Annotated in this window: 12 protein-coding genes and 2 pseudogenes; all 14 read right to left on the bottom strand. The window is 52.3% G+C overall.

The features are described from left to right. Positions 1-2: 2 nt before the first annotated feature. The 14 genes and pseudogenes from ACQ86O_RS04435 to tssH all read right to left on the bottom strand — a co-directional run bounded on the left by ACQ86O_RS04435 (position 3) and on the right by tssH (position 17,233). Positions 3-668, bottom strand: coding sequence for a hypothetical protein (locus tag ACQ86O_RS04435; RefSeq protein ID WP_431224279.1), 666 nt, complete (start codon positions 666-668; stop codon positions 3-5). Beyond that, the gene (locus tag ACQ86O_RS04430) at positions 668-1,225 is read right to left on the bottom strand and encodes a type VI secretion IcmF C-terminal domain-containing protein (RefSeq protein ID WP_431224278.1); all 558 of its coding nucleotides are present in this window, start codon (positions 1,223-1,225) and stop codon (positions 668-670) included. Before ACQ86O_RS04430 ends, ACQ86O_RS04435 begins: the two co-directional genes overlap by 1 nt. Next, positions 1,183-4,464: a type VI secretion system membrane subunit TssM gene (tssM, locus tag ACQ86O_RS04425; RefSeq protein WP_431224277.1), complete on the bottom strand. Its 3,282-nt coding sequence runs from the start codon at positions 4,462-4,464 to the stop codon at positions 1,183-1,185. Before tssM ends, ACQ86O_RS04430 begins: the two co-directional genes overlap by 43 nt. 10 nt (positions 4,465-4,474) lie before the next feature. Continuing rightward, positions 4,475-5,838 (bottom strand): annotated as a pseudogene (tssL, locus tag ACQ86O_RS04420) (type VI secretion system protein TssL, long form). After that, positions 5,838-7,183 (bottom strand): annotated as a pseudogene (tssK, locus tag ACQ86O_RS04415) (type VI secretion system baseplate subunit TssK). Before tssK ends, tssL begins: the two co-directional pseudogenes overlap by 1 nt. Before the next feature lie 199 nt (positions 7,184-7,382). After that, positions 7,383-7,733: a type VI secretion system lipoprotein TssJ gene (tssJ, locus tag ACQ86O_RS04410; protein ID WP_431225646.1), complete on the bottom strand. Its 351-nt coding sequence runs from the start codon at positions 7,731-7,733 to the stop codon at positions 7,383-7,385. 89 nt (positions 7,734-7,822) lie between these two features. Further along, positions 7,823-8,308, bottom strand: a complete 486-nt coding sequence (locus ACQ86O_RS04405) for an Hcp family type VI secretion system effector (RefSeq protein WP_431224276.1) — start codon at positions 8,306-8,308, stop codon at positions 7,823-7,825. A 220-nt stretch (positions 8,309-8,528) separates the two neighbouring features. Next, the gene (gene tssC, locus ACQ86O_RS04400) at positions 8,529-10,031 is read right to left on the bottom strand and encodes a type VI secretion system contractile sheath large subunit (RefSeq protein WP_431224275.1); all 1,503 of its coding nucleotides are present in this window, start codon (positions 10,029-10,031) and stop codon (positions 8,529-8,531) included. 14 nt (positions 10,032-10,045) lie between these two features. Beyond that, complete coding sequence (tssB, locus tag ACQ86O_RS04395) at positions 10,046-10,576, bottom strand: type VI secretion system contractile sheath small subunit (RefSeq protein ID WP_431224274.1); 531 nt, start codon at positions 10,574-10,576, stop codon at positions 10,046-10,048. 95 nt (positions 10,577-10,671) lie between these two features. Next, positions 10,672-11,244 carry a fimbrial protein gene (locus ACQ86O_RS04390; protein WP_431224273.1) on the bottom strand — a complete coding sequence of 191 codons (573 nt, stop codon included), beginning with the start codon at positions 11,242-11,244 and terminating at the stop codon, positions 10,672-10,674. Beyond that, on the bottom strand, positions 11,223-13,670 hold the full coding sequence (locus tag ACQ86O_RS04385) for a fimbria/pilus outer membrane usher protein (protein WP_431224272.1): 2,448 nt from the start codon (positions 13,668-13,670) through the stop codon (positions 11,223-11,225). The genes ACQ86O_RS04390 and ACQ86O_RS04385 overlap by 22 nt, the downstream gene beginning before the upstream one ends. Positions 13,671-13,864: 194 nt before the next feature. Further along, positions 13,865-14,626 carry a fimbria/pilus periplasmic chaperone gene (locus ACQ86O_RS04380; RefSeq protein ID WP_431224271.1) on the bottom strand — a complete coding sequence of 254 codons (762 nt, stop codon included), beginning with the start codon at positions 14,624-14,626 and terminating at the stop codon, positions 13,865-13,867. A gap of 144 nt (positions 14,627-14,770) precedes the next feature. After that, positions 14,771-15,310: a fimbrial protein gene (locus ACQ86O_RS04375; RefSeq protein WP_431224270.1), complete on the bottom strand. Its 540-nt coding sequence runs from the start codon at positions 15,308-15,310 to the stop codon at positions 14,771-14,773. 57 nt (positions 15,311-15,367) lie between these two features. Then, positions 15,368-17,233, bottom strand: a complete 1,866-nt coding sequence (tssH, locus tag ACQ86O_RS04370; protein ID WP_431225645.1) for a type VI secretion system ATPase TssH — start codon at positions 17,231-17,233, stop codon at positions 15,368-15,370. Positions 17,234-17,259 lie beyond the last annotated feature (26 nt).

Below are 17,259 nucleotides of genomic sequence, written 5' to 3'. Positions count from 1 at the left end.
CTTTATTTATTGGTTAGTTCACTCAAATTTAAATTGGCTAATTTTTGAGACTCAATTACTTTTCCATGCCTGCTTTGCCTCCAGATCCAGATTATTTCGTCATTCTGAATGCAGCCAGGCCACTCCATCCATGGCATCGCATCCACTCCATGTTCACTGCCGAGAGCAAAGTCGGCGTCACATCTTTCCTCGCGCAAACCTTCCCGCGGCCTGAGGTGATTGGCAGAAATGGCGTGCTTTCGGCCCATCAGCATGCGTTGCAGCAACTTGCACCAGCGGTGTACTTCCACCTCGCAGCCAACAGAAAAGGGGGCCAGCACTCGTGCCAGCCAAAAGGGTAAACTGTCCCGCTCGTTCAACTGACTGAGCAGCCAGGCTTCGCTGACCAAGGCGTACAGCACCGGAGGTAACGCGGTGCTCGTCTGTGTTTCAGGGAGAAAGGCGCCAATAAAGTAGTGTTTCGCTCGTATGGCATTGGCCGGTGCAACAAAGCACCAGGGGTAGGGGGTAACTATCGGTGCCTTCATCCTTGAAGAGGCCATCAGTGGCAGGGCCTGTTGTAGTAGGAGGTGTAACGCCTGCTTTGTGCGACGATGTTGCCCGAAACGCCCTAACAGGCCTTGCCGATTGCCCGGTAAACAGGCGCGAATCACTATCCGGTTCAGCATTAGCCACGCCCTTTCGCCGGGCAGCGGAAACTGCGGAGCAGATCGCCCGGCGTCTGCCCTGAGGCGCGTAACCCTTCAATCTCCAGTTCAAGGCGTTCCTGGCCAAGCTTCCAGCCAAACAGCTGGGTGTCGTGGCCTGCTCCACGAACCGTATCGGCATCATCCAGCCAGCGCAGCAGCGCCCACGGGCCACGATAAACCTGATTGGGCAGCGCCGCCGCCAGTGGTTTACGTGCAGTGATACTGACCAGCCCACCACGGCGATCGCCCGGCCAGCTCAGCTCTTCAGGAATCACCGGGCCATGTGCGTAGCTGAATTTGTTGCCATCAATATTGAGAATGAGTTGGGTGGCGGTGGGTGACAGATAGCGCACCGATACGGAGAAGTTCAGTGCCATTTTTCGCCCTTCGCCACCGGCAAAAAAGACGTTGCGTATACGTTCTGCCCGTTCAAAAAACGCCAGGCCAGAGCTGTCTGCTGTGCCTTTGAAACGCCAGGGGTGGCCGGAGGTATCTACTTTTGCCGCCAGGTTCTGTTTAAACCAGCTGTCTGCCACCCCCCGGCAGCAAAAAAACGCTCAAAGTCCACGAGCGCCACGTTCTGCTCGCTGTCGGCAAAAGGGTAGCGCCCCTGCAGGCTGGTGCGGCAGATCTCTCCTGGCCCTTTGTCGATCGACTCGACATCAAGCTTGAGCAACCGTTGTTTGATTTTCTCGTAAGAGCGGGTTAGCAGCGGAGAGACAATATTCTTTACGGGTTCCGGCCAGGTACCGGATTCAGCAGCAATGCGGGCACTTTCTTCAGTCAGTGGCGGAATATCGCCATACTCAAAGGCGCTGTTGTACACCACAAAGCGGGTGTACTGGTCGCTGAGCAATCTCATCACATGATTCAGCGCGGTCCCTTGCACCTGCGCAAAGTCGGCAGGGCCACCCTGTTGCTCGCCACGCACAAAATGGCGCAATGCGCTGAAACGGTCATCAAGGTGTTGTCCAATCAAGCGCTGTTCACGAAAGTGCAGGGTCTGTTGCAGCTTTACCGCCTGCTGTAATACCCTCCCTTGGTTCAGATGGCTGTTTAACCCTTCGGCGATGGTTTTATCATTACTGACCAGGGTAGTTTCATCGACGCTTCGGTTGAGCAGGGCGCGCAACGGTGAGTTATCAGACACCAGTGCGCGCAGTAAGGCGATATTGAGGGAGGTGCCCCGGGAATTTGCCTGTTCTTCCCCGCCGACGGGGATCAGCCGTACACTGCTGAGCATACGTTGCCAGTAACCGGTATATTCCTGCAGATAGCGTGTAAGCACCTCTTCACGAAATGCTAACGGGTTAGGCGAGGTTGCCCCCGCCCCCATCACCCACCCATCTTCGTTTTGTAACGGCAGCAGAGAGGTCAGGAGTTTTTTTAACTTTTTGTTGCCAACCTTCCCGGGTATAAATCCCCGGGATCCCCTGTTGCAGCAGTTCAGCGTCGGTAAGGGTAAACACCAGCGGTGATTGCCCCCTGCCAGTGTTCGCAGCGTCAGGTTGGCCGGAGCCTCGGCCATCAACTCCGTTTTCAGGCGCTGCCAGACGCGGGCGCTTTGCGGTTTCTCTGCCAGCCTGGCACGTGCTTCTTTCACCAACGCTGGGTCCTGCGCCTGACCATATTGGTGCCAGCCGGGGTGAGAAAACAGGGCGTTCAGATGGCCAACAAACAGGCTCCTCTCCTCATAGGGACGGATAGCACCGCTGCGCTCAAAGTTTTCGGTAAGCTGTGCTACCAGCCAGGTCTGATCCTGTTTACCGGTACCATTTAGCATCAGATAGAGTTTTAACGCCTGCCAGACGGCATCATCATCAGCTGATCGCAAAGCGTTTTGCAGATCCTCTACCGCCTGCTTTTCCAACTGGGGCAGCAGATAGCGCTGTAAAAAGAAATGGTATAAAGCATCAGCCCCTTTAGCGACAGTTCCGCCGGTGTAGAGCCCATAACGCCAGTCCATCTCCGGGCGTTCGAGATCCAGGTTGTCATAGCGCGCCAGATTCTGCGCCCCGAGTAACACTCCGGGCAGCAAGGGAGCGCTGGGTTTTTTGACGTACTGTGTCACCTGCCCGCTCAGCACGCCGAGTTTACCCGCTAATGCCTGCAGATAGCCCTGGTTAAGCTGGTAACTGGTCAGTAAAGCGCAGAACAGCCATAGCCCCACGCCCCAGGTTGCCATATGCCCGGCGACAGTCTGCAAGCGATGTTTGGATTGCAACTGGAGGTTATAGCTGACCAGATTGCGATCCGGGGTAATAACATCACTGAACAGGCGGGTCAAAAAGTAGTGTTTTCCCCATGCCGCTTCGGTGATCAACCCTTCCTCATCCCCCTTGCTGGCGAGAGAAGCGGGGGTTTGCGGCCAGACCTGCCGGATCAGATTGCTCCATTTTTGCAGCAATGTGTTGTTATTGAGCAAACCGACTGTGCAAGGGTGGCAGTTACTTAGAAAATAGACGCCTCGCAACGTGGCGTGGAACTGGGTTTCGTCGTAGCGAGAAGCAAAAAAGATATTCTGCACCACCTCGGTAACGTTCTGCGATAGCAAGCGGAAATCCTGCGGTAGCGCATACATACGCTTACGGTCTCCGACGTCATACTCTTCTTGCTGGCGTAGATACATCACACGGCTAAGGCGATTTTCCAGCAGCGATAATTCTTGCTCCAGCTGTTCTTTCAGTGCCCCTGCCGTCATCGGCTGCTCGTTATCCCAAGGCAGGGTCACGCCCCATACCTGCTCTCTTTCCATCGCCGTCAGATTGCGGAAATACTCTTCGAACCCTGCCAACAGATCCAGTTTGGTGATGGTGACATATACCGGGAAGCGCACACCTAACTGCTGACGCAGTTCATCCAGACGTGATCGCAGCGTCGCGGCAATGGTCAGAAGCTCCGCCTTGCTTTTATTCAGAATATCCACGGTGGATAACGTCAGAATGACGCCGTTAATTCCCCTGACTGGGCGATGTTTTTTCAGCGCCTTGACCAGGCTTGTCCACTCCTCCTGCGCCAGCCGATCTTCACCGGCATACTTCCCTGCGGTATCAAGAAATAGCGCCTCATTGGTAAACAGGCACTCACAGTGTGCCGTGGGTGGGTTCTCTTTATCTTTGCGATTAAGTTGTTCCGGCAGTGGAAACTCTTGGCCGGACGAGAACAGCATGGCGGTTTTACCCGCCGCAGGCGTACCCATGACCAGAAACCAGGGTAACCAACTGCGGCGGTGATCGGTTGAAAAGAACCGCCGCCAAATAGGCACGGTGCGATGGATGCGGCGCATATAGCGCTCACCACCTTCAATGACCGCGTTGATCGCCGCATGCTCAATACGCTCTTCCTGCTTGGCCGGTTTTTTCTTGATAAAGTTATCCAGCAGCGCCGGATCCAACGCTAATGCGCGCATGAAACGCCATAGGCCATACAGCAGCGTGATTATCAGGATTGCCAACATCAGGATGCCGCGATGCCCGGCGCTTTCCAGCGGATGCTGCTTACCGATTAACAGATAAGGCCCAATAATCCACACTGTGGCTATTGCGATCAGCGCCAGGGAAAGAAACAGTGGCAGATAGAACCAGTAAGCCAATAGCAGCAGAAACAGCACCAGCAGCGCAATGATGCGCCCCTCGGCAGGTTCCAGTGGGCGTGCGTCGCCAAACCCCAGCCACGGCCCGAGAAACCAGATAGCGACGGCCAGCAGCCCAAGGGTGACGATCAGCAATAGGCGCTTTAATCCACGGCCTGAAAATAATTGATAAAACAATGACATGACGGGTCCATTAATAATTGACAAAGATTTCCACGCGGCGGTTCTGTGCCCGACCTTCCAGGGTCTGGTTACTGGCTCGCGGTTCGCGCTCCCCCGACCTTCGGAGTGGATATCACTGGCCGGAATACCCGCTTGTGGTAGCAAGCGGGCCACGCTGGCGGCTCGTTTCTCTGAAAGCACCTGGTTATTAGGTAAACCTGGCTTGTTGATTGGCATGGCATCGGTGAACCCCACCACCAGCACGCGTCCTTTCACCCGGTGGATCTCATCCGCGACGCGTTTGAGCACCGGTAACATTTCCGGGCGTACGCTGTCTGAGCCAATGTTAAACATCGAATCGCCCCGGAAGATCACCTGGCTGTGCCCGGCAGTTTCATCCACGCTGACCAGCCCTTGGGCAATTTCTGCCCGCAGCAGCACCGCCAGACGCAACCGTAATGGTGGTGTGGGCTGGTGTATCGGTAAGCGTGTCAGCGCCTGCATCTGTTTGAGCAAGCCGCTTTCCGGTACCACCAGCAGATATTTGCAAACGATAAAGGTGCTGATAGTCAACACCCCGGCAAACAGCAGGGAAACGCGGACCGGAACAAAAAAGTCGCGACGTTTTCTGACCCGTCGCTCCGGGATGGCGTGTGGTGCGAGCGCACCAGGTATGCCGTCGCGGGTGCTTTGCAACAGGGTTAACAACCGTTGACGGATTTTTGTCAGTTGGCGCTCACCGTTCTCGATAATGCTGTAACGGCCTTCGAAACCGAGCCCGAGGATGCGTAATAGAATTTCCAGCACATCGGCATATTCCTGAGGGCTCATCGAAAGCCGCCCGACCAGCAGGAAAAACTTGTTGCCGCCATCATTGTCGCCTTCGAAGTGGTTGAGCAGGTTACTCTGCGACCAACCTGCTTCTATCCCCCAGGGGCGGGCATGTGCCGCTTCATCCAATGCGGTACACAGGCAATAGCGGATAATGGCCATTTTCTTCCACGAAATATCTGCCTCGTCACATACCACGCTAAACAGCGTTATCTCGTTTTTCAGGCTCTGCTTTAACAGCCAGACCTGATCGCGTTCGCTTACCGCTTCAGGCATTTCGCTTAAGGCCCGCAGCAGAGGCTGTGCGGCCTCAAGCAGTGGCGTGGCTGAGGCGATTACATTTGCTACACGCTGTTGCACACTTTCACTGCGCAGTTGGCTTACGTCATAACGGCTATGGGTGTTCCCCGGTATTTCTGCGTTGTATGCCTCCCGGCCTTCTGCCATCGGAACCTGGCTATCCAGCAGAAAGTGGCCCAATGCCTGCGTATTGTCTTTGTCGTTGCCCAGCGGGGAAAAGGCGGCGAAATCCCCGGTCAGATTCAGTTCGCTGCTGTCACTCATCAGTCTCTAATTCCCCAGAGCTCCATCTTCAGCCCAGGGAAATCGCCCGCAACGTGCGTGGCAATGGCTCCTGTGCTGGCGATCTTTTCCCAGAAGGGCCCACTTTTAATCAGTTCGAAATAGACATAACCCGCGCTGTAAGGGATCTGGCGCGGCGGCACTGGCAATGCGTGAAGCTCCAGGCCGGGAAGGTGGGAGCGCACCAGCTCATGCAGTTGCTGCGGCGCGCTGAATTTAGCTTGCGCGGCATACTGATGTTGCAGCACATCCATGGGCAACTGGGCCGCAACTGCCAGTACCAGGCTTGAGAAGCTGCGCAACTCGCCCGGCAGTATGGTGGCCGACCACACGCCGTTACCGCGAGATTCCAGAGGGATCATCTGCCCGGCGCGTACCAGGATCTGGTTGAGTAATTCATGAATATCATCCACCAGTGGGCGAATGGAGGGATAGAGTTGGGCATGGTCATAGCCAGGCGCGGGACGAGGTCGCCGTGTCTTGATGCGGATAAAAGTGGAGAGCTCCCCGGCAAATTTCGCCAGCTCCTGGTACAACACAATCGGTGGCATTTCCGGAATGTGCCGCAAATGGTCGAGCACAGGCTCATATTTATTGAAGATCTGCAGCAGCAGATAATCGACGATTTCCGCGCTGGCGCTGGCTTTGCCATCGCTGTTGGAGAGGCGTTGCGCTAACATCTCCGCACGCATCTTGACCAGGCCATTCAGGTGGGTTAACCACTCGGTTAGCAAAGAGTTGGCGGCGTAGCCCGTCACCGGAGGAATGTAATCTTCGGTGTGCAGCAGCACACTGCCATCTGGCTGTATTGCCCGCACGCGCGTCAGCGGCAAGCCAATCCAGGATTCGGTCATCTCGCTTTCCAATACCAGACGGAGACGCAGCTGTGCCAGTTGCACCGGCTTTGGTCCCTGACGAATGGCATTGGTGTCGTTCAGCTCGGCTTCCTGTGCGCTAAAACGCGCCAGGGAGCCCAGGTCATACTCGTCAAAGATCGTTTCATCGCTATTATCCAGCCGTAGCGGTACCGCCAGGTAGATAAGCTTACCCAGGTGTTCAGAAGCGATTGTCAGGGGTTCTGGCAGAGCGGCATGGCCGGGAATATCAAACGGAGTGCCATCCGGTAAAACTCCCCGTCCAGAACGTAATACCAGCTTGCCATACGACAAAGCCTCATGATCGATTTCATATTGGGCGAATCCCCAAAAAAGGGAGTGATGGTTGCTGCGCGCTTGTGGGCGTAATACTCCAAATAGCGCTCTTGCTGCTGGAAAAGCTGCGGACGAAGAAAAAGACCCTCACTCCAGACGACTTTATTTGTTCTCACGGCTTAATCCATTTTTTTAATTGAGGTAGTCAAATGTTCCATACGAACCATCATTTTTGGTCGCCAGACTTCACTGCCTGGCCATATCTTTCGATACCAGCGCACTAGAGGCTTTTGTGAAATAATATAAAACGCTTTCCATTGCGCCTCAGAGATATTCCGATAGGCCGTCACCACGCCGATTGCCGTGATATCATGATTAACTGATAGCGTTATTTCTTTTTTCTCCAGGCACCATGATGACGTCATAACTTTTATGAACCTGTGCGTTTAATTCCACATCCTTACCTTCACTCAGGCTTAAATAATCACTGGCAAGAAATTCATCGCTCAGGGCTAATTTATATAAGGTCACGCGTACCGGACTTGCCTTGCCATGTACGTTTGGGTTCACATCGCTGGCCATTTGTAGCGTCACCTGCACGCTATCCACGCGGGTATCAGGTGGTGGTGAGCTACAGGAAATCACCGATAGGGCAATCAGCGTCATTAATAGCCACCGCCACTCCCCCTGAAAGCGAGCCTCGGTTTTTTTGTGCATGTCATTCATCACTGCTGCGTGCCTTTATCTCTGCATACTTCTCTGACGGTTAAACCCTGCCGCCCAAAGAGCGGCAGGGAAACGACAGAAAGCAGCGATTAACCGTGCTGGTTAGCTTTCACGTCATAACTGGCGGAAATAACACCAGATTTATGACCTTCCGCATTCTGCATCACATAATCCTGTGTCATTTTGGTAAAGGAGAAACGAACCTGCTCACGTGGGCGAGTTTCATCATCAATAGAACCCGCCATGTCGACCCGGGTAATAATGACGTCGATGAATTTAATGATCAGGTATTCCAGCGGATCGCCACCGGCCTTACGTACCACGAACTGAATGTTTTTAATATGCCGACCTGAAAGACAGTAATTCAGCAGGTTAGGGCTGGCTTTATCCATATAATGTTCGAACAGGAAATCCGTAACGCTAGCTTTACCGGAACCACCACCGGAACCGCTATGCATGTTTGAATGTTGTGCAACATCCCAACGCCATGACAAAACCTGGATTTCATTTTTATGGGTGGTATCTAAAGACTCCCCTTCGATACCATCGATCTTGATAAACATATCCTGTGCCATAATATCCTCTTTAAGCACGTTAAACATATTCCAATGCAAAGCATTGGGTTGTAAGCAACCCTGGCGCTGAAATCAGCACCGAATGTTACCTATGCGAGTTGTAATGGAGATCATTACAATTTTACCCGTCGTCTTTCAATTTGTAGCGTTGTTACCTACAAATTGAAGTCCGTGAAGTAAATATTTATTACATCAAGTTAAATAAGGTCGTTATTTACTCTTAAGCCACATCTTTGAGCGAAGGTAATTTAGCTACCATGCGCAGAGAAACGGTTAAACCTTCCAATTGGAAATGAGGGCGCAGGAAGAATTTCGCCTGGTAATAACCTGGATTCCCTTCCACATCCTCAACAATCACTTCTGCCGCTGCCAGCGGCCGGCGTGCTTTGATTTCCACCGAAGAGTTAGCCGGATCGCCATCGACGTAGTTCATAACCCAATCGTTCAGCCAGCGCTGCATCTCGTCACGCTCTTTGAAAGAGCCGATCTTGTCGCGCACGATGCACTTCAGATAATGAGCGAAACGTGAACAGGCAAACAGATAAGGCAGGCGCGCCGAAAGATTAGCGTTGGCCGTCGCATCCGGATCATAATACTCTGCCGGTTTTTGCAGCGATTGAGCGCCAATAAAGGCGGCATAATCGGTATTTTTACGGTGTACCAGCGGGATAAAACCATTTTTCGCCAGTTCTGCTTCACGGCGATCGGAAATTGCGATCTCGGTCGGGCACTTCATGTCCACGCCGCCGTCATCGGTCGGGAAGGTGTGACAAGGCAAGCCATCTACCACGCCGCCACTTTCCACACCACGGATCAGCGTACACCAGCCATGTTCTTTGAAAGAACGGTTGATGTTGACTGCCATGGCATAGGCTGCGTTAGACCAGGCATATTTACTGTGGTCGGCGCCGTCCGTCGTCTCTTCAAAATGGAAGGCATCTACCGGATTGGTTCGAATGCCGTAAGGCAAACGTGCCAGAAAACGTGGCATTGCCAAACCGATATAGCGGGAGTCTTCCGACTGGCGCAATGAGTTCCACGCCGCGTACTCCAGGTTCTGTGTGAAGATCTTGGTCAGGTCGCGCGGGTTGGACAGTTCCTGCCAGGATTCCATCTGCAACACATTAGGTGATGCCCCAGCGATAAAGGGAACGTGTGCCGAAGCGGCCACTTTACCGATCGATGCCAACAGATCCACATCGGGTGCGGTATGGTCGAAGAAGTAATCCGCCACCAGGCAGCCATAAGGCTCGCCACCAAGCTGGCCATATTCCTCTTCGTATACCTTTTTGAACAGTGGGCTTTGATCCCAGGCCACCCCTTTGTAGCGCTTCATGCTACGGCGCAGCTCCTGCTTGGAAAGATCCATAAAACGCAGTTTGAGTTTTTCGTCGGTTTCGGTGTTATAGACGAGGTGATGCAGGCCACGCCATGCGCTTTCCAGTGCCTGGTATTCTTTATGATGCAGGATCAGGTTGATTTGCTCAGAGAGCTTGCGGTCAATTTCCGCGATAATCGAGGCAATGCTTTTATATGCATCATCAGAAACGGTCACGCTGTTGCTCAGCGCCTGCTCTGCCAGCGTTTTTACTGCACCTTCAACTGCGGCTTTGGTCTGTTCTGATTTCGCTTTAAATTTTTTGGTCAGTAAAGAATTAAAATCGTCAAAACTTGCGGCCGCCGCCGCTGTATTTTTATTCATTGCTGCTTGCGATGTAGACATACTTCCCTCTTTACTTAATCTTCCAGGGGCAAATTAACTGCTGCCTGCTTATCTTTTGGCGCAGACGCCAAGGCTTTCAACAGGGATTTATCCTGCAGCAAAGTCATCACCAATTCTTCCGCACCGGCTTTACCATCCATATAGGTTTGTAAATTTGCCAATTGCGTACGCGCATCCAATAAGTGCGACAGGGAGTCGACCTTTTTCGCAATCGCATCCGGTGCGAAGTCATTCATGCTTTCAAAGGTCATATCAACCATTAATTGACCTTCGCCGGTGAGCGTATTAGGTACTGCAAAGGCAACGCGCGGACGCATGGCTTTCATACGCTCATCGAAATTATCGATGTCGATACTCAGGAAATGACGATCGGCAACCGACGGTAAAGGCTCAAGTGGCTTACCAGACAAATCTGCCAACACCCCCATCACGAAAGGTAATTCGACTTTTTTCTCGGCACCGTAAATCTCTACGTCATATTCGATTTGTACGCGAGGAGCACGGTTGCGCGCGATAAATTTTTGCGAGCTATTTTTACTGAACATAATACCCTTTTACTATGTCATTTTTTTAAAAAAACCCAGAGAGCACTCCGAGCTGGCGGAATAATACAGCGATGAAAAATAATCTTTACACCCCCTTATTTGTATTGTAATTCAATACCTGAAAAAGTATTCACCATACCAGGGGTGACACTCTTTGAACTTTTAGCGTAATAGCTGGCGCTATAATATTGCGTTACCTCATCACCATTTGACGGAATAAGGTATTGTTGGTAGCTGTTAATATCATCAATGCGCAACTGTATGCCGGAAGCATTACGCAACCGGACTTGTACCCCCTGGCTCATGCCGGTTCCTGTGCGGTTGGTCAGATTACCCGTGTCACTATCTGCCGCTATTCCATCGGAAATAAAATGCAGAGCAACCGGGCGGCCTGCCGGACAGGATTTGAGCGTAATATCAAATTGTCTACTGCCTGCTTCATCACCGCTACGCTGCAACTGTGCAGTTGCTATTTTGGGTAGTGTGACGAGGTTCTCGGATGCCCCGCCGTTGATGCTGATTTCACAGGTTTCTTCCTGATAAACACCGGTAAAGGTGACAGGGATCCGGCAGCTATCCGTTGCCGTGCAGGTTTCCGCCTGCGCTGCCAGACTGAGTAGCCCCAGCATTGCGCTTTGCCAGCGCCTTATTGACCGTTGCGTAAACATGTCACCTCCAACTGCGTAATCTGTGTTGCCAGGGTGTTGATTGTTCTGTTTGACGTACTCACACAGCGTCGTTTTTTACCCTCCAGTACCACGTAAAGCGGTTGTTCTGCCGGTTGCCAGCCACGGACAAAAGCTTGCCCGCCTTGCCCGATAATCCCCTGGCTCACGCCTGCGGCGTTTTGCAGCACGGTGCCAATCGGCAGGACATCCTGCTGCTCATCCCGTACCGTTAACACCTGCGGTGCACCAGTAATGGTTTGCATATCTACCGCAATCGCAGCCCCCATACCCGGCACCACCACTTTTTCATTTTCCAGCACGTCTACCGTATCGGGTAACCCGCGCGCATCCAGGGAAACCGTATTTTCACGGTAAGGTGACAGCGACGGCATAATCGCATAGCCATGGCTGTCAACCTTGGCACCACGGCCATTAAGTAAGCGTGCCCCGGTGGCTCCTTTTGCCCCAATGATGGCAAAAGGGGCATCTCCAATCGCAGGTCCAATGGTGATGCCGCCTTTATGTGCCACGATACTGCCATCGCCAGAGACCGAGAGCTGCTGTGAGCGACGATTATTCGCAGAAGCCGAAAGGCCAAACCGCCCGAGGCCGGATTGATAACTCAGATTACCCGTTACCGATTTCTCACTGTTTCTGTCGTTACGGTGGCCAAACGTTCCGCCGATCCCGTAAGACAACGCATCTTGCTCCCCCTGGCTACCGTTCATTAGCGTCTGCAACTGGGTGTCACCCCTGTTATTGTGGCTCAGCGTGCTATAGAGTGAGTTGAACAGCGGTTTACTCAGGTTGCGCTCCCCTAATGGGATGTTGACCGAGAGCAGCAGGCTGTTTTCATCACGGCCTTTTTCATTTCGTGCCCGTATCGCGGTCAACCCATAGCTGAAATTGCGCAGCGAATGGTTAATGGTCGCAGAATATTGCCGTGAGCTACTTCTGCCACCCCAATAGGTGTACAGGCTACCGTTCAATAACAGCGTCATGTTGTCCTGGATCCGTTGTGAAAGGGTGACGGATAAACGATGTCGCGAACGAAAATCTACGCTGTCATTTTCATCCTGCCCACCGGTTCGTATCTGGTTGGACTCACGGAAGGTATAAAATCCGCTTGATGAATAGCGGTACGCCGCCAGCGTCAGGTGAGTATCTGTATTCTCAAGATACTTGGTGAAGCTGACCTGCACGCTGTTACCCGATGCATGCTGGCGGTTACCTAACCCACTTTTTGCATGTGTGACGTCAACTGCGATGCCGCCAATTGGCGTATTGAAGGCATTGCCTACTGCTAGCGCCTGATATTTATCCGCCACCTGTGCTCCACCGTAGAGCGTCCAGGAATTGGTTGCGCCGTAGCGATAGCTCCCTTGGAGAATGCCGGGGTAATCTTTCACCTTTTCATCTTTCAACTGACCGGCAGATATTTCAAAGCGTGATACGCCCTCACGCAGCAATATCGGCGGCACGGAAAAGGAAATATTCTGTTGCTGCTGCCGTCCGTCCGCTTCGGTAACAATCATGGTCAGATCGGCGCCATATCCCATAGTGCCGATATCGCTGAGTTCAAACGGCCCTGGCGGTACCACGGTCTCAAAGATGGTCAACCCACGCTGAATCACTTTCACCCTGGCATTGGTTTGCGCAACGCCGCGCAACACTGGGGAATAGCTACGTAATGAATCGGGTAACATGCGTTCATCTGAATGCAGTAGCACACCGCGCAGGCCATAGCTGTCGAACATATCCCCGATGGTGTTGGTTTCGCCCAACACCAGCTCACTTTTCAGTGCGGCCACATCGCGTGCGATATAGCCATACAGGTTCTGTGTCGTCGGCGAACTGCCGTTCACCCAACCTAAATTAAGTCTTTTGCGTAAACGCCAGCGGCCAAGATTGATCCCTCCAGCCAGTAGCAAATTACTGGTATAGCTATTTTGTCGCTCCGATCCATCGTTCCCCCCATGGAATAGCGAATACACGTTGCCCCGATAATCCAGAAAACCCACTGTTTCACCGGCATCCCAGCGGCTGGGATCGATATAACCGCTTGGGATGGAACGCTTATAAAGCTGAGGTACGCCTAGATTCAGCTCAAAATCACTGCCGTTGTAGTTGCTGTTACCCTGGGCAATCCAGTCGCTGATAAAAGCGCACTGGCTCTGTGCCTCACGTGGCAAGGGCGATTGCAGCTCCTCAACCCAGATCCCTGCCTGCGACAACTGGTTTAAGGTGAAGCAAGGTTCAGCACTGACCTGCTCTGGGGGCAAGACAAATATCACTGTCTGTTTGCCACGGTTTTCACCATTAACGAATAAAGTAACGTCATATTTTCCTGGTAATACCGGATTACGTTCACTAAAGCGGGAAACATCAATACCGGAGCCATGGATAAACTGTGGATTAAATTCCATGCTTATGGCCTCGGGCTCTCCCTTAATTGGCAAAGCAGGGAGCGGGGCGGTCCATCCCCGGAGACAAAATAACACCGAACCCATCAGCACAAGCGTCAATGGTAATGCTGCCGGCGACCGCAGTCCCTTTTTCGTTTTGATGCTTCTTGCATTCAAACGTTTCACTGGCAAACTCCCTTTATTGCGGCGGACAGTTAGTTGTTATTCGCGATAAATCCCTTCCCTGCAGACCAGTTCAATTTTTTGCCATTAGAAGCACCGTAATCATTAATCAGCCGATACTCGAGGCTGGAAATTTTTTCAGTACCACTCAATTTGTTCTTCGGATAAAAAACACGCGAGCTGGCGGGAGCGACCATGTCGATATCCAAGGCAATCTTTCTTCCTTGATACATCACATTGATGGAGTCAAAGGAGAAATAATAAGGGGTCACATTGGTGACTTTAATTCCCAGGCCCTGCTGGTCATCGTTGACGGCTTCCCATTGCAATTTGTTTTTCTCAAATTCAGAATTGCTTTTCTCTATCGCGCTTGGGCGATAAAAAATCTTGATTCGGGTGCGGAATGCCAGTTCCAGTTTCTGACCGGTACCATCGTCGTTGGCTTTCGGCGGAATTTCCAGCATGTTAAACCAGAATACCGACTCCCGATCTTCCGGCAATGTCATACCGTTATAAATCATTCTCACACTCTGGCCTTTTCCGGGCTCTACGCGGAAAACGGGTGGTGTGACAAGAAATGGGACCTTCACCTGATTCAGGTTTGCGTTGGTATTACCATCATCCACCCACACCTGAACCAATGCGGGTAATTTCCCCTTATTATTGGTACGAACAATAACTTCTCGTTCCGTTCCGGGGAAAACAACCCTGGTGCCGCTAATGGTCATTGATGCAATAGCAGGGGCACAACCGGCCATTAATGCCGTTGCCAGTACAAATAATCTAAATGTCATTTTCAGCCCTATTCTTTTTTATTCTGGCAGATCCGTTGATGTTATTTATTTTCCTGCCAGCAACGAGAGAACCGTCTCTCGCGATATCCTTCAAGGGGCGGTCCGCATTATCGCGGACCGCAATGCTATATACCGGACAAGCTATTAAGGATAAGCCAGCACGTACTGCACCTGGGCACGCACCGGGCCTGCCGCTGTGGCGCCAGTCGCGTAGTAGCCACCTGCGTAGGTCATGGTTGATTTATGGGTGGTAGCGTCAATTGGGAAGAAATGGCCAGTTTGACCCATAGCAATTGGCTTGCTGTCATCGATGTTGTAGAGACGTACCTGTACGTTTTTGGCCGGGGCAGGCTCAGCCGGGGCGCTGTTTTTCAGGTTGCCGGTAGCGGGATCGAAACCTTCGTTGACGATCGCTTCAAAGTGGGCCGCGACTTTAGTAAAACCTTCCGGGCAGTTCTCTACCTGAATATCAAAGGTGGTTGAACCCGCCTGATCACCATCTTTCACCAGACGCTGAATAGCGATTTTTGGCAGAGAAACGGTAATATCTTTACTGCTTTCTACGACTGAGCAGGTTTCAGCAAGCAGAGCGCCGCTAAAGGTAACTTTTCCATCGGTTGACGCCTGTGCGCCCGCTGAAACGACCAGTGCCAGTGTGCAAATAGCACATTTGATTTTATTCATAGAATCTGTCCTTAATTAAAAAATCCGTTGATTAAAAATTAATTGCTACATTTTAATTTAAAAATAGTTGGGTGCTTCAACCTCCTTGGTAAATGTCACTGTAAAAGCATCGTTTTCGAGGTTAATTGCAATAATGTTCTCTGTTGGCGCCCGTGGGGTTTGCAAGATCGTTTTCCCCAGCAGTGGCGTAATATTCTGTTCAATGTAACGAATTAACAGCCGTGCACCGGTTTCTGCAATTGGGCACTGTGCAACTACATATTCCACCACCGCTTCGCTGTAGTGCAGCGATAACTGATGCTGCGTTTGCAGGCGCGAGTTAAGCCGTTCCAGATGCAGGCTGACAATATGATTAAGCGTTGTGGTATGCAGTGGTAAATAAGGGATCACCGTCACCCTGCCAAGAAAGGCCGCCGGGAACGCTTTCAGCAGTTCGGGTTGTAATGCGCTGGCCAGTGTCGTGCTGTCTGGCGCCGTTTCTTCATCGGCATAAAGTTGGCTAATCAGTTCGCTACCGACGTTGCTGGTCAGTAGCAGGATGGTATTTTTAAAGTCGATCTGCCGACCTTCGCCATCTTCCATCTGCCCCTTGTCAAATACCTGGTAAAAGAGTTCGTGGACATCCAGATGAGCCTTTTCAACTTCATCAAGCAGCACCACGCTGTAGGGTTTACGACGTACCGCTTCGGTCAGCACTCCTCCTTCGCCATAGCCAACATAGCCTGGCGGGGAGCCTTTCAATGAAGAGATGGTGTGCGGTTCCTGATATTCACTCATATTGATGGTGATCAGGTTCTGCTCACCGCCATACATGCTTTCGGCAATCGCCAGCGCTGTCTCGGTCTTACCTACGCCGGAAGGGCCTACCAGCATAAATACACCCAAGGGTTTACGTGGATCCGCCAGCCCGGCACGGGCGGTCATGATGTTCTCACTGAGCTGTTCCAGCGCGGTAGGCTGGCCAATAACGCGCCCGTTAAGCCGCTGCGGCAGTTCCATCACCGCCCGTAACTCATCTTTCAACATCTGGCCTACCGGGATCCCGGTCCAGTCACCGACGATGTTTGCAATTACTTCTGCATTGACTTCCGCCTGCACCAGCATTTGATCCTGGCGCAATTCACCCAACAGCGTTTCCTGAGCGATAAGTTGTTGGCGGATATCTTCCAGAGCCTGCGAAGAGGGGTCCTGTGCAACCTGTTGTGCGATCTGCTGGCGGCAAGACACAATCATTGCTACGCATTCGCGTTCCTCCCGCCAGCGGTGCACCAACGCATCGACGGCTACGCGATACTGGCTTATTTCTTCCTGCAGTTGAGCAATACGTTCCGCTTGTTCTTTGCCGAAGTGGCGCGCCTTTTCCAAGGCGAGCAACTCCGTTTGCGCCGTTTCCAACTGCCAGTTCAGCCGCTGCAGTTCAGCAGGCGGTGCAAATTGCGCCACCGCGATACGCGCGCAGGCAGTATCCAATAGGCTGATGGCTTTATCTGGCAATTGCCGGGCCGGAATATATCGATGAGAGAAACGAACCGCGGCCTGTATCGCTTCATCCATGATCCACACGCAATGATGCTGTTCCAATGACGGAGCAAGGCCACGCAGCATCGCGATGGCGCTATCCTCCCCTGGCTCCGCCACCTGTAGCACTTGAAAACGCCGTGTCAGCGCCGGGTCCTTCTCAATATGGCGTTTAAACTCACTCCAGGTAGTGGCACCGATAGTGCGTAGCTGGCCACGTGCCAGTGCCGGTTTGAGCAGGTTTGCCGCATCTCCGGTTCCCGCATTGCCACCTGCGCCTACCAGCGTATGGACCTCATCAATAAACAGGATCACCGGTTGTTCAGAACTCATGGCTTCATCGAGCACCGATTTAAGGCGTGCCTCAAATTCCCCCTTCATGCTGGCCCCTGCGGAGAGCGCCACCACATCCAGCGTCAATAAACGTACCT

The organism is Serratia sp. L9, from assembly GCF_050632285.1.
Taxonomy (GTDB): domain Bacteria; phylum Pseudomonadota; class Gammaproteobacteria; order Enterobacterales; family Enterobacteriaceae; genus Chania.
The sequence above is the reverse complement of the archived record's forward strand: the minus strand, read 5'-3'. Positions and strand labels throughout refer to the sequence as shown.

Coding starts and splice junctions, on each gene's coding strand:
- tssC (WP_431224275.1), bottom strand. CDS start 10,031: ATGTCTACATCGCAAGCAGCAATGAATAAAAATACAGCGGCGGCGGCC.
- tssM (WP_431224277.1), bottom strand. CDS start 4,464: ATGTCATTGTTTTATCAATTATTTTCAGGCCGTGGATTAAAGCGCCTA.
- ACQ86O_RS04385 (WP_431224272.1), bottom strand. CDS start 13,670: ATGGAATTTAATCCACAGTTTATCCATGGCTCCGGTATTGATGTTTCC.
- ACQ86O_RS04405 (WP_431224276.1), bottom strand. CDS start 8,308: ATGGCACAGGATATGTTTATCAAGATCGATGGTATCGAAGGGGAGTCT.
- ACQ86O_RS04380 (WP_431224271.1), bottom strand. CDS start 14,626: ATGACATTTAGATTATTTGTACTGGCAACGGCATTAATGGCCGGTTGT.
- ACQ86O_RS04390 (WP_431224273.1), bottom strand. CDS start 11,244: ATGTTTACGCAACGGTCAATAAGGCGCTGGCAAAGCGCAATGCTGGGG.
- ACQ86O_RS04435 (WP_431224279.1), bottom strand. CDS start 668: ATGCTGAACCGGATAGTGATTCGCGCCTGTTTACCGGGCAATCGGCAA.
- tssB (WP_431224274.1), bottom strand. CDS start 10,576: ATGTTCAGTAAAAATAGCTCGCAAAAATTTATCGCGCGCAACCGTGCT.
- ACQ86O_RS04375 (WP_431224270.1), bottom strand. CDS start 15,310: ATGAATAAAATCAAATGTGCTATTTGCACACTGGCACTGGTCGTTTCA.
- tssJ (WP_431225646.1), bottom strand. CDS start 7,733: ATGAATGACATGCACAAAAAAACCGAGGCTCGCTTTCAGGGGGAGTGG.